Here is a 14,150-nt window from a genome sequence, read left to right as displayed (position 1 = left end):
TCTGTTTCTTACACATTCAATTCTGTTCTTGCTTTGAGCCCACAAAACCCCTTGGGTGTTGTATGGTTAAGCCTCACGGGCAATTAGTACAGGTTAGCTCAACGCCTCACAACGCTTACACACCCTGCCTATCAACGTCGTAGTCTACGACAACCCTTTAGGACGCTTAAAGCGCCAGGGAGAACTCATCTCAAGGCTTGCTTCCCGCTTAGATGCTTTCAGCGGTTATCAATTCCGAACTTAGCTACCGGGCAATGCGTCTGGCGACACAACCCGAACACCAGAGGTTCGTCCACTCCGGTCCTCTCGTACTAGGAGCAGCCCCTTTCAATTCTCCAACGCCCACGGCAGATAGGGACCGAACTGTCTCACGACGTTCTAAACCCAGCTCGCGTACCACTTTAAATGGCGAACAGCCATACCCTTGGGACCGACTTCAGCCCCAGGATGTGATGAGCCGACATCGAGGTGCCAAACACCGCCGTCGATATGAACTCTTGGGCGGTATCAGCCTGTTATCCCCGGAGTACCTTTTATCCGTTGAGCGATGGCCCTTCCATTCAGAACCACCGGATCACTATGACCTGCTTTCGCACCTGCTCGAATTGTCATTCTCGCAGTCAAGCGGGCTTATGCCATTGCACTAACCTCACGATGTCCAACCGTGATTAGCCCACCTTCGTGCTCCTCCGTTACTCTTTGGGAGGAGACCGCCCCAGTCAAACTACCCACCAGGCACTGTCCTCATCCCCGATTAGGGGACCAAGTTAGAACATCAAACATACAAGGGTGGTATTTCAAGGATGGCTCCATAACCACTGGCGTGATTACTTCAAAGCCTCCCACCTATCCTACACATGTAGGCTCAATGTTCAGTGCCAAGCTGTAGTAAAGGTTCACGGGGTCTTTCCGTCTAGCCGCGGGTACACTGCATCTTCACAGCGATTTCAATTTCACTGAGTCTCGGGTGGAGACAGCGTGGCCATCATTACGCCATTCGTGCAGGTCGGAACTTACCCGACAAGGAATTTCGCTACCTTAGGACCGTTATAGTTACGGCCGCCGTTTACCGGGGCTTCGATCAAGAGCGTCGACCGAAGTCTAACCCCATCAATTAACCTTCCGGCACCGGGCAGGCGTCACACCGTATACGTCATCTTACGATTTTGCACAGTGCTGTGTTTTTAATAAACAGTTGCAGCCACCTGGTATCTGCGACTTCCGATAGCTCCATCCGCAAGAGACTTCACCGTCAGAAGCGTACCTTCTCCCGAAGTTACGGTACCATTTTGCCTAGTTCCTTCACCCGAGTTCTCTCAAGCGCCTTGGTATTCTCTACCCGACCACCTGTGTCGGTTTGGGGTACGATTCCTTACAATCTGAAGCTTAGAGGCTTTTCCTGGAAGCATGGCATCAATGACTTCACCACCGTAGTGGCTCGACATCGTGTCTCGACCTTAGAAAGAGCCGGATTTACCTAACTCTTAAGTCTACGCACTTGAACCTGGACAACCGTCGCCAGGCCCACCTAGCCTTCTCCGTCCCCCCATCGCAATTGTAAGAAGTACGGGAATATTAACCCGTTTCCCATCGACTACGCCTTTCGGCCTCGCCTTAGGGGTCGACTTACCCTGCCCCGATTAACGTTGGACAGGAACCCTTGGTCTTCCGGCGAGGAGGTTTTTCACCCCCTTTATCGTTACTCATGTCAGCATTCGCACTTCTGATACGTCCAGCATGCGTTACCACACACCTTCAACCGCTTACAGAACGCTCCCCTACCCAATACAATAAATTGCATTGCCGCAGCTTCGGTTTATTGCTTAGCCCCGTTACATCTTCCGCGCAGGCCGACTCGACTAGTGAGCTATTACGCTTTCTTTAAATGATGGCTGCTTCTAAGCCAACATCCTAGCTGTCTAAGCCTTCCCACATCGTTTCCCACTTAGCAATAATTTGGGACCTTAGCTGGCGGTCTGGGTTGTTTCCCTCTCCACGACGGACGTTAGCACCCGCCGTGTGTCTCCCGGATAGTACTTACTGGTATTCGGAGTTTGCAAAGGGTTGGTAAGTCGGGATGACCCCCTAGCCTTAACAGTGCTCTACCCCCAGTAGTATTCGTCCGAGGCGCTACCTAAATAGCTTTCGGGGAGAACCAGCTATCTCCGAGTTTGATTGGCCTTTCACCCCTAGCCACAAGTCATCCGCTAATTTTTCAACATTAGTCGGTTCGGTCCTCCAATTGATGTTACTCAATCTTCAACCTGCCCATGGCTAGATCACTCGGTTTCGGGTCTATATCCAGAGACTAAATCGCCCAGTTAAGACTCGGTTTCCCTACGGCTCCCCTATGCGGTTAACCTTGCCACTGAATATAAGTCGCTGACCCATTATACAAAAGGTACGCAGTCACACCACGAAGGTGCTCCTACTGCTTGTACGTACACGGTTTCAGGTTCTATTTCACTCCCCTCACAGGGGTTCTTTTCGCCTTTCCCTCACGGTACTGGTTCACTATCGGTCAGTCAGGAGTATTTAGCCTTGGAGGATGGTCCCCCCATCTTCAAACAGGATATCACGTGTCCCGCCTTACTCGTTTTCACTCAAAATGATGGAGCGGCTACGGGGCTATCACCCTTTATTGCCAAGCTTTCCAGCTTGTTCACCTGCATCATTAAAAGCTTAAGGGCTAATCCGATTTCGCTCGCCGCTACTGTCGGAATCTCGGTTGATTTCTTTTCCTTCGGGTACTTAGATGTTTCAGTTCCCCGAGTTCGCCTCTTACAGCTATGTATTCACTGCAAGATAAGTGCTTATGCACTTGGGTTTCCCCATTCGGAAATCGTAGACTCAAGTGGCTCTTACTGCCTCATCTACGCTTATCGCAAGTTAGTACGTCCTTCATCGCCTCTGACTGCCAAGGCATCCACCGTGTACGCTTAGTCACTTAACCATACAACCCCAAAGGGTCTTGCGTATGGCCCATTTGATTTCACTTTTTAAAGTGAAGACAAATAAGCAACCAAGGTTTGTGTCTCTCATTATTTGAATGAGCGAGAGACATTCGATTTTGCCGGACTCAAATATGAACAACATAAATGTTGTTCCCAAGAACACTTGAATGTGTATTTTGGTACCTACTCTCATAGAGAATAGGATTTGAGAACTTTTATTTGAATAACAACGCTTATCTAAAGATAAGGGGATTGTTGTTATTCGTCAGCTTTCCAAATTGTTAAAGAGCAATCATAGCTCGAAGCGTATGCTTCAAAACCATCAATCTGTGTGAACACTCATCGCAATAATCTTCGTATTAAGGAGGTGATCCAGCGCCAGGTTCCCCTAGCGCTACCTTGTTACGACTTCACCCCAGTCATGAACCACAAAGTGGTAAGCGTTCCCCCGAAGGTTAAACTACCTACTTCTTTTGCAGCCCACTCCCATGGTGTGACGGGCGGTGTGTACAAGGCCCGGGAACGTATTCACCGTGGCATTCTGATCCACGATTACTAGCGATTCCGACTTCATGGAGTCGAGTTGCAGACTCCAATCCGGACTACGACGCACTTTTTGGGATTCGCTCACTCTCGCAAGTTGGCCGCCCTCTGTATGCGCCATTGTAGCACGTGTGTAGCCCTACTCGTAAGGGCCATGATGACTTGACGTCGTCCCCACCTTCCTCCGGTTTATCACCGGCAGTCTCCCTGGAGTTCCCGACATGACTCGCTGGCAAACAAGGATAAGGGTTGCGCTCGTTGCGGGACTTAACCCAACATTTCACAACACGAGCTGACGACAGCCATGCAGCACCTGTCTCAGAGCTCCCGAAGGCACCAAGGCATCTCTGCCAAGTTCTCTGGATGTCAAGAGTAGGTAAGGTTCTTCGCGTTGCATCGAATTAAACCACATGCTCCACCGCTTGTGCGGGCCCCCGTCAATTCATTTGAGTTTTAATCTTGCGACCGTACTCCCCAGGCGGTCTACTTAACGCGTTAGCTCCGAAAGCCACTCCTCAAGGGAACAACCTCCAAGTAGACATCGTTTACGGCGTGGACTACCAGGGTATCTAATCCTGTTTGCTCCCCACGCTTTCGCATCTGAGTGTCAGTATCTGTCCAGGGGGCCGCCTTCGCCACCGGTATTCCTTCAGATCTCTACGCATTTCACCGCTACACCTGAAATTCTACCCCCCTCTACAGTACTCTAGCCTGCCAGTTTCAAATGCTATTCCGAGGTTGAGCCCCGGGCTTTCACATCTGACTTAACAAACCACCTGCATGCGCTTTACGCCCAGTAATTCCGATTAACGCTCGCACCCTCCGTATTACCGCGGCTGCTGGCACGGAGTTAGCCGGTGCTTCTTCTGCAGCTAACGTCAAGCAATGCATCTATTAAATACATTGCCTTCCTCACTGCTGAAAGTGCTTTACAACCCGAAGGCCTTCTTCACACACGCGGCATGGCTGCATCAGGCTTGCGCCCATTGTGCAATATTCCCCACTGCTGCCTCCCGTAGGAGTCTGGGCCGTGTCTCAGTCCCAGTGTGGCTGATCATCCTCTCAGACCAGCTAGGGATCGTTGCCTTGGTGAGCCCTTACCTCACCAACTAGCTAATCCCACCTGGGCATATCCTGACGCGAGAGGCCCGAAGGTCCCCCTCTTTGAGCCGAAGCTATCATGCGGTATTAGCCATCGTTTCCAATGGTTATCCCCCACATCAGGGCAATTTCCCAGGCATTACTCACCCGTCCGCCGCTCGCCGCCCATAAGCGCCCCCGAAGGTTTGTTTATGTCGCTGCCGCTCGACTTGCATGTGTTAGGCCTGCCGCCAGCGTTCAATCTGAGCCATGATCAAACTCTTCAATTTAAAGTTTTTTGGCTCAATGAATACTGATTACATTACATAGTAATGTTGAATTGACTGTGCCAAGACCGAAGTCTTGATTGGTCACTCAGTTCATTGAAACCTCAGTTGATTCTTTAGAATCATCTTTGATTATCATCAACGAGTGCCCACACAGATTGATAGGTTTATATTGTTAAAGAGCGTTGCTTATCGAAACTTTGTTCTCAAAGCGGAGGTGCATTCTAACCAGATAATTTGTTGTGTCAAACACTTTCGCAAATTTTCTTTTTTTAGAAGTCTTACCCTCTAAGACATTGGCTGAAGCCTTGTGGCGTCTACCGTGTCAGTGAGGGCGCATTATAGGGACATCTCTAAGTAGCGCAAGGCTTTTTTCAAAAAAAATTGAAAAATATGGCTTTTCGTTGATTATCTGTACAAAAGCATAAAAAAAGAGGACTTTTTGTCCTCTTTTTACCCAGTAACTACTTTATATAAAGGCGTAAGCATCACCAAATAAACGGTCGTTACGCGCTTGCTTATGTTGAGTGAAAAGATCTCTTGCCGCACCCGCCATATCAAAACGACCTGCAATGTAGATGTCATAGCCTTCCAAGGATTCAAAGTCAGCACTGACCGCCTCAAGGACATTACCTACTTTGCCTTGCCAATTCTCAGGGCTGTGCTCAACAACCGGAATGAAATGGAAATGTGGGTATTGCTCAGCAATCGCCATCAACTCTTGTTTAGCATAAAGCTGCACTTCATCACGAGCCCCCCAATAAAGGTGGATAGGATTCTCAAGTTGCTGAGCGATACAGTGATCCAGAATCGAGCGAACATAGCTAAACCCTGTTCCACCCGCGATTAACAGTAGAGGTCGTTGGCTATCTTCTTTAACCCATGCCTCACCGTGTGGCGCATCAATCGCAATGTCACTATTATTTTCCAATGCACTTTTCATTGCTTCGACAACTTCGATCGCATAGGCGTTATGCTCAGCAGCCCCAATATGCAGTTCTAGTTCACCTTGGTGACGGTTCGGGCTGCTGGCAATTGAAAATGGGCGTTTGTCTTTTTCTCCCATCACAACCATCAAATACTGTCCAGCTTTAAAGTCGATTGGAGACTCTGGATGGAGAAGAATCTGGTAGGTGTTGCTGGCTAAAGGCTGAATCGACTTTACTTTACATTGAATCGTCATGTTATTCCTCTTACTTACTCTTCAAAAGTAAGTACTAATTTACTTTTGGCAAAGGCTTGGCAAGCAAATATCCAACCTTGCTGTTGTTCTTTCTCTGTGAGCATAGGATCAAGTTGGTAACTCACCTCGCCTTCTAGTTTTCGGCACAAACAAGCTGCACAAGCGCCGACACGGCAACGATGTGGAAAACGAATATGTTGGTTGAGCGCTGCTTCCAATACCGTTTGACCATCAGCCACCTCAAATTGAATATTTTGTGGTAACAGTGTGACTTGATAACTCATAAGATATTGAGCTGTTCCCAGATTGCATCGACTTTGGAAACCACTTTAGGGTCTTTGTGAATAGGAACTCCCCATTCGCGTTGCACTTCTCCTGGAAATTTCTTTGTTGCGTCTAGTCCCAATTTCGAGGCGCAACCATGCTGAGCCGGAATACGCACAGTATCACGGGATGGATCCATGCGCGTAGTAATGGCCCATATAATATCTTTCCAATCATGAGCATTCACATCATCATCACACACTACCACATACTTTACATCACTGTACTGAGCCAAAAACGACCAAGCATGTTCCAATAACGTTTGCGACTCACCCGCAGCCTTTTTGTGCATCGTAATAACAACAAATCGACTATTGCTACTTGGAGCAACTAACATATCAATCACACTAGAATGTTGTTGTTTGAATAACGTGATTTCGGCATCCGTCAGTGATTGGCTGTGATGAGGTGTCATTACTGGGCTCATCGCGATTTCCGCCTCCCATTTTGTGGTCGCATCGATCCCCATTTTTGAACCGAGCCCAACCACAGGCGAAGCAAAATCCAAGGAGTCAATCGGTGTGTTCTCTATCATTAAGGCATCGCCAACCGGATCGGTGTTATCGGTTATTGCTTGAATCACTTCTTCCCAGTTGCGAGCATCAACACTTTGGTCGCACACAATGACATATTTGGTATACATAAACTGGCGCAGAAATGACCAACAGCCCATCATCACCCGTTTAGCATGGCCAGGGTATTGCTTTTTCATCGTAACGACAGCCATACGATAAGAGCAGCCTTCCGGTGGAAGGTAAAAATCTTGAATCTCGGGGAACTGCTTTTGCAATATCGGCACAAAGACTTCATTCAAGGCAACACCGAGAACCGCAGGTTCATCAGGCGGACGACCAGTGTAGGTACTGTGATAAATAGGGTTATCGCGCATCGTGATGTGGGTAATCGTGAACACGCGATGGCGCTCTTTCTCGTTGTAATATCCCGTGTGGTCACCATAAGGCCCCTCGTCGGCAAACTCATGCGGGTCAATATAACCTTCCAACACGATTTCCGCGCTAGCTGGTACCTCTAAATCGTTGCTGATCGATTTGACCACTTCACTTTTACTACCCCGTAATAAACCAGCAAAGGCATATTCTGATAATGAATCTGGCACCGGAGTGACAGCACCAAGAATAGTTGCAGGATCGGCCCCAAAGGCCACAGAGACCGGAAAGGGTTTATCCGGATGGGTTTCCATCCAATCTTGTAAATCAAGTGCACCACCTCGATGGGCTAACCAGCGCATAATGATTTTATTCTTGCCGAGTTTTTGCTGACGATATATACCAATATTCTGGCGTTTTTTATTGGGGCCTCGAGTCACCGTTAACCCCCAAGTCATTAGCGGTGCGATATCCTCTGCCCAACAGCTCATGACAGGAATCTTATCGAGGTCGACACCCTCTCCTGTTAGGACCACTTGCTGGCAAGGGGCATTACGCAAACGCTTTGCGGGCATATTTAGTACTTGCTTAAATACCGGGAGTTTATCCAGCGCATCTTTAAACCCTTTGGGCGGCTCCGGCTCTTTAAGATAGGCAAGTAATTTACCGACTTCACGTAATTCTTTGACGTCTTGTCGCCCCATGCCAAGCGCCACACGTTCAGGTGTACCGAATAAATTGGTTAATACAGGGATGTCATAACCGATAGGGTTTTCAAATAACAACGCAGGACCGCCCGCTCGCAAGGTACGATCGCTGATTTCGACCATTTCATAATCGGGATCAACGGGATGAGCAATGCGCTTTAACAATCCAAGCTGTTCAAGGCGGTCAGTAAACTCGCGTAGGTCCTTAAAACTCATAGGCCTTCTATTGGCTGGTTAAACTGCAGGCAGTATATCAAAAAGCGTCACCAATCGATCCCACTTTTTATTTGTGGTTTTCATTCGGTTAACGATTGGCTGATCACACTAAGCAGGGCGCGGCTATTGACGTCTGAATTACTGTCGGCCAACTCCCTGAGCCAAGAATGATAACCTTGGCTGGCCAACTGTTGGGCCACGTAGGTGGCATCACCTGCGGTTGACATCCGTGCGACCAAAAATTGCTTTACTGGCTCCGTCATTGGTTTTATCCCAGTTAATGCTTTTAGCGCTGATTCTTTTAAACTCGGGTTATTGGTTGCTTGCATAACCTGCTGCAATGAAAAAGTATCGCCAACTCGAGCTAAACGCTCCATTTCGTTAAGAATGGTTTGATCGGCACGCATCCGCCATAAAATCGCATATACCTGTGCATCTTCACTGACCTGGGCTAAACGCACCATGACTTGCGAAGAAGGTAGCCAGCTGGTGACAGCCTGCTTAGTAAATTGTTCACTCAAGTATTGAATCGCACTGGCGGAAAGACTATCAAGTTCACTGATAAACAGAGCTTCCCGTGCTTGCACCTGATAAGCCGAGCCTGATAACCAATCTTTTAATCTGAGTTCATGACGTTCTGCCGCCAACTTAAAACCTAAGCTAGATTGGTCTTGATGCCAACGTTTTAAAATTCGATTGGCAATGGATGGGTAATTAAACGCAGGAACAGAAAACTCGTAGCCATCACCACGCTCGAGCACATGATATGTCGGAGCCATGGCTTGCTGCTCTTCAACAAACATCGCCATTTTGGGCGTTAAATAGATTTCTTGCTGATCGATTTTTCGTAACAGAAGATAGCGGGCAATTTCCTGCTGGGGTAATGCAAGTCGCTCGATAGCAAATTTCAGGCTATCGATTTCATCTTCGATAACATATTGAAGAAGTTGAGCGACTTTATCTTGAAGTTGTTGATCCTGAAGCCACTGCTTCACTTCTTGTGACTGCATTTCTGCAGCGTTAGCCTGCGGTGCCGCTCCTAGCACCAACATCATCGACAGGAGAAGCGAAGACAACATTCCTTGTTGCATATTAACCTCCTTGTAACATTGCACCTATTTTGGGCACTGTTTGCCGATAATGCAAACAAAAACGCCACCAGAGTGTGGTGGCGCTTCAAATATTCGTCTGAGCGAGGTGTTTTTACTGACGGCGCATTGCGTCAAAGAACTCATCGTTAGTTTTGGTCATCGCCAATTTATCAATGAGGAATTCCATTGCATCGATCTCACCCATTGGATGGACAATCTTACGCAGAATCCACATTTTCTGCAGCTCATCGTTTTTCGTCAGTAGCTCTTCACGACGAGTACCACTACGGTTGAAATCAATGGCTGGGAAAACACGTTTTTCAGCAATCTTACGATTCAGGTGCAATTCCATGTTACCTGTACCTTTGAACTCTTCGTAGATGACTTCATCCATCTTAGAACCTGTATCCACAAGTGCTGTTGCGATGATAGTCAGGCTACCGCCTTCTTCTACGTTACGAGCTGCACCGAAGAAACGCTTAGGACGATGTAGCGCGTTGGCATCCACACCACCAGTCAGTACTTTACCTGATGAAGGAACGACAGTGTTGTACGCACGAGCCAAACGAGTGATCGAGTCCAAAAGGATAACCACGTCTTTCTTGTGTTCAACGAGACGCTTGGCTTTTTCAATCACCATTTCTGCAACTTGCACGTGGCGTGATGCTGGCTCATCAAATGTTGAGGCAACCACTTCACCCTTAACTAGACGCTGCATTTCGGTCACTTCTTCTGGACGCTCATCAATCAGCAAAACCATCAACTCACACTCAGGGTGGTTGTAAGCAATGCTTTGCGCGATGTTTTGCAGCAACATGGTTTTACCCGCTTTTGGCGGCGCCACGATCAGACCACGTTGACCCTTACCAATTGGTGAGGCCAAATCCAGTACGCGTGCTGTAATATCTTCGGTTGAACCATTTCCACGTTCCATCACCATACGTTCGTTGGCGTGCAGCGGCGTTAAGTTTTCGAAGAGAATTTTATTGCGGGCGTTGTCAGGTTTGTCGTGGTTAACAGTATTGACTTTAAGGAGGGCAAAATAGCGTTCACCATCTTTCGGTGGGCGAATCTTACCAGCAATCGAATCACCTGTGCGTAGGTTGAAGCGACGAATCTGACTCGGAGAGACATAGATATCGTCAGGACCTGCCAAATAAGAGCTGTCGGCACTACGTAAGAAACCAAAGCCGTCTTGTAGAATTTCCAGAACCCCGTCGCCAAAAATATCTTCACCGCTCTTCGCGTGCGCTTTCAGGATCGAGAAGATGATATCTTGTTTTCTCAAACGAGCCAGATTTTCAAGGCCTAAGCTTTCGCCAAGTTTGACAAGCTCAGACACAGGTCTGTTCTTCAATTCAGTTAGATTCATTGTGGAGGATACTTGTTTAGTCAAAATAGGATCTGTTTTCTAGTTAAGATGGATTTGGTCACAGGATCGACCAAGAAGAGGGTTCTTGTTTATTTAACGTGCGATAAACTATCACTAAATAAAAGACTAGTCTAGATTTTGTTAAGAGACAAAAGTAAAACCGCACGTCTTGATACACGCACGGTTTTACAATTGAGACATTATAGGTTGGCGTCTAGAAACTCTTTAAGTTGAGTTTTTGATAGTGCGCCAACTTTTGTTGCCGCGACACCGCCATCTTTGAACAACAGCAGCGTTGGGATACCACGAATACCAAATTTTGGCGGAGTACCTGCGTTCTGGTCGATATTCAGTTTACCGATAGTGAGTTTGCCTGCGTACTCTTCGGCGATTTCATCAAGAATAGGCGCGATCATCTTACAAGGACCACACCACTCTGCCCAAAAATCAACCAGAACCGGGCCTGCAGCATTGATAACGTCGTTGTCAAAGCCATCGTCGGTCAGCTGCAAAATATTATCACTCATCTTCCACTCCAATGTACATTTTTTGAACTGGTTTAATGGTAACCAGCAAATAGATGCCCTATTGGAATGTATTTACTTTCGTATTGCAAGCTTAAGCTGATATTCTATAGCGATGAAAAAGACGCATATCACAGAGCAAAAGTTCGCCGACTTCGCGCTAAACGCGCAAGTTATTGAAGGATTGAATAAAAAAGGGTTCGAGTATTGTACCCCTATTCAAGCTAAGGCGTTGCCGGTTCTGCTCACCGGCCGAGACATTGCAGGCCAGGCCCAAACCGGGACTGGTAAAACCATCGCGTTTCTTGCTGCTACATTCCATCATTTATTGACCACACCTGAACATGAAGGTCGCAAGCCGACTCAGCCACGGGCCATCATTATGGCACCAACGCGTGAACTGGCAATTCAGATTTACAACGATGCAGAATCGTTAATTGCCTCTACGGGTCTAAAAGCGGCGCTCGCTTATGGCGGTGAAAGCTACGATAAACAGCTAAATAAAATTCAACAAGGTGTCGATATTCTCATCGGTACAACAGGGCGCATCATTGATTTTTATAAACAAAATGCGTTCAACTTGAATAATATTCAAGCTGTGGTTCTCGATGAAGCGGACCGTATGTTTGATCTTGGCTTTATTAAAGACATTCGATTTTTATTCCGTCGCATGCCTGAATCCAAAGATCGCCTAAACATGCTATTCTCTGCGACACTTTCGTACCGAGTTCAAGAGTTGGCTTTTGAGCATATGAACGAACCGGAACACGTGGTGGTTGAACCAGAACAAAAAACGGGTCACCGCATTACCGAAGAGCTTTTCTACCCTTCTAATGAAGACAAAATGTCACTTTTGCAAACTCTGGTTGAAGAAGAGTGGCCTGATCGCGCGATCATTTTCGCGAATACCAAACAGCAATGTGAATTGGTGTGGGGTCACCTAGCCGCAGACCAACACCGTGTCGGGCTCCTGACTGGCGACGTACCACAGAAGAAACGTGAAAAAATTCTTGAGCAATTTACCCAAGGTGAAGTCGACATTTTGGTTGCGACCGATGTGGCAGCACGTGGCCTACACATACCGCAAGTGACGCATGTGTTTAACTACGACCTTCCTGACGATTGTGAAGACTATGTTCACCGCATTGGTCGTACTGGTCGTGCTGGCGAAAGTGGTTTCTCCATCAGCTTTGCGTGTGAACGTTATGCGATTAACTTGCCACCAATCGAAGAGTATATTGAGCACTCGATTCCTGTTTCGGATTATGACCCAAGCGCCCTATTAAGAGATTTACCCGCGCCTCAACGTTTCCGTAGTGGTAACCAACAGCGCCGCACAAATACTGGTGGTTCGCGCTCAAATAACAACAAACGTCAGTCACAACGTCGTTCACGCCCACCTCGTAAGCCACAACAGAAAAAGGATTCTTAAGTCGTCTATGAGTCAAGCTGTCACTTCTCCGCTCTATGCTGCCATCGACCTTGGGTCGAACAGTTTTCATATGCTCGTTGTGCGTCATATTGATGGCAGTATTCAGACCATGGCAAAAATCAAACGCAAAGTGCGTTTGGCCGCTGGTCTTGATGAAAACAATGCTCTCAGCCAAGAAGCCATGCAGCGAGGTTGGGATTGCTTGAGTTTATTTGCGGAGCGTCTGCAAGACATTCCCAAAGACAACATTCGAATCGTCGGTACTGCAACTCTGCGTACCGCGACCAATGTGGACGAATTTCTGAGTAAGGCAAAGCACATTCTGGGTTACTCAGTTGAGGTTATCTCTGGCGAAGAAGAGGCGGCCACCATCTATAAGGGGGTGGCGCACACGTCAGGAGGAAGCGGGCGTCGCTTGGTCGTTGATATTGGCGGCGCCAGTACCGAACTGATTATCGGTGAAGGCTTTGATGCCAAAGCGCTGACTAGCCTAAAAATGGGCTGTGTCACTTGGCTTGAGCGTCATTTTAAAGACCGCCAATTAAATGCTCATAACTTTAATCAAGCGATTCAAGCCGCGAAACAAACTCTGCAACCAATGTTGCAGCAGTACACGCAAATCGGTTGGGATGTTTGTGTTGGCGCCAGTGGTACCGTGCAGGCATTGCAAGAGATCATGCTCGCTCAAGGTATGGATGAGGTAATAACCCACGCCAAACTTAAGCGGCTTCAACAGCAAGCCATGCGCGCTGATCACTTAGAAGAGCTGGAAATTGAAGGCTTGACTCTCGAACGCGCGCTGGTGTTTCCAAGCGGGCTCTCGATTTTAATCGCCATTTTTGAGTTACTGAATATTGATTCAATGACATTAGCCGGTGGCGCACTCCGTGAGGGATTGTTGTATGAAATGGTCGATGAGCTGCGCCAAGATGATATTCGCGCACGTACCATCGACAGTGTACAAACACGCTATCAGTTGGATTCTGAATACGGTGAACAAGTCGCCTTATTAGCTAAGCAATTATTAGCCGATTGCGGTGGAGACGAGTGGGTTGAAGAGCCTCAAGGCGAAGCACTGCTTGTAGCAGCGGCAAAACTGCATGAAATCGGCCTAACCATCGATTTCAAAAAAGGCGGTGAACACAGTGCCTACCTATTGCAGCATTTGGATCTTCCTGGTTTTACTCGCGCTCAGAAGCATTTTCTTGCTGAGCTGACTCGGCGTTATCGAGAACACCTCACATCGCTGCCAGAACAATATGCCATGTCAGGAACAAGCGCCAAACGTTTGTTACGGGTGCTACGCCTGGCAGTTCTGTTAACACATCGCCGCACACCGGAATTAGAGCCTCAGATTGCGTTGGATGCTCAAGGCGATAAATTAACGCTGCACATTGACCCAAACTGGCTGACGGCAAACCCATTAACCGCCGCAGAGCTTGAAATCGAGGCGCATCGTCAAACCGACATTGGCTGGCCGCTGGTCATCAATGCATAATGTGACGACGTCGAAACACAAAAATGCCGAGCATCACGCTCGGCATTTTTTA

The 14,150-nt window shown here is 47.7% G+C and carries 8 protein-coding genes and 2 rRNA genes; 2 read left to right on the top strand and 8 right to left on the bottom strand.

What is annotated here, in order from left to right:
- Positions 1–62 precede the first annotated feature (62 nt).
- From M1D72_RS07690 to trxA, 8 genes are all read right to left on the bottom strand, one after another.
- A 23S ribosomal RNA gene (locus M1D72_RS07690) occupies positions 63–2,953 on the bottom strand.
- 361 nt (positions 2,954–3,314) lie between these two features.
- A 16S ribosomal RNA gene (locus M1D72_RS07685) occupies positions 3,315–4,867 on the bottom strand.
- Together the 16S and 23S rRNA genes form the textbook arrangement of a ribosomal RNA operon.
- 466 nt (positions 4,868–5,333) lie before the next feature.
- Positions 5,334–6,047, bottom strand: a complete 714-nt coding sequence (gene fre / locus M1D72_RS07680) for an NAD(P)H-flavin reductase (RefSeq protein ID WP_456296540.1) — start codon at positions 6,045–6,047, stop codon at positions 5,334–5,336.
- A 14-nt stretch (positions 6,048–6,061) separates the two neighbouring features.
- The gene (locus M1D72_RS07675) at positions 6,062–6,331 is read right to left on the bottom strand and encodes a 2Fe-2S iron-sulfur cluster-binding protein (RefSeq protein WP_456296539.1); all 270 of its coding nucleotides are present in this window, start codon (positions 6,329–6,331) and stop codon (positions 6,062–6,064) included.
- Positions 6,328–8,181 (bottom strand): 4-hydroxy-3-polyprenylbenzoate decarboxylase, encoded by a 1,854-nt coding sequence (ubiD, locus tag M1D72_RS07670; protein ID WP_456296538.1) that lies wholly within the window; start codon positions 8,179–8,181, stop codon positions 6,328–6,330. Before ubiD ends, M1D72_RS07675 begins: the two co-directional genes overlap by 4 nt.
- Positions 8,182–8,261: 80 nt before the next feature.
- A complete protein-coding gene (locus M1D72_RS07665) occupies positions 8,262–9,272 on the bottom strand; it encodes a hypothetical protein (protein WP_456296537.1) in 1,011 nt (336 codons plus the stop codon).
- Positions 9,273–9,384: 112 nt separating this feature from the next.
- The gene (gene rho / locus M1D72_RS07660) at positions 9,385–10,644 is read right to left on the bottom strand and encodes a transcription termination factor Rho (protein WP_390196846.1); all 1,260 of its coding nucleotides are present in this window, start codon (positions 10,642–10,644) and stop codon (positions 9,385–9,387) included.
- Between the two features lie 200 nt (positions 10,645–10,844).
- Entirely contained in the window at positions 10,845–11,171 is a 327-nt protein-coding gene (gene trxA, locus M1D72_RS07655; protein ID WP_093275912.1) for a thioredoxin TrxA, read from the bottom strand.
- 112 nt (positions 11,172–11,283) lie between these two features.
- On the opposite strand from trxA, the gene rhlB reads away from it, so the two are divergent.
- Together rhlB and gppA are read left to right on the top strand one after the other, a co-directional pair.
- Positions 11,284–12,600, top strand: coding sequence for an ATP-dependent RNA helicase RhlB (rhlB, locus tag M1D72_RS07650; RefSeq protein ID WP_390196843.1), 1,317 nt, complete (start codon positions 11,284–11,286; stop codon positions 12,598–12,600).
- Between the two features lie 7 nt (positions 12,601–12,607).
- Positions 12,608–14,098 (top strand): guanosine-5'-triphosphate,3'-diphosphate diphosphatase, encoded by a 1,491-nt coding sequence (gppA, locus tag M1D72_RS07645; protein ID WP_456296536.1) that lies wholly within the window; start codon positions 12,608–12,610, stop codon positions 14,096–14,098.
- The last annotated feature ends 52 nt before the right edge of the window (positions 14,099–14,150 follow it).

This window comes from Vibrio sp. AK197, from assembly GCF_053903115.1.
Note: the sequence above shows the minus strand (reverse complement) of the source record. Positions and strands in the feature narration are given on the sequence as shown.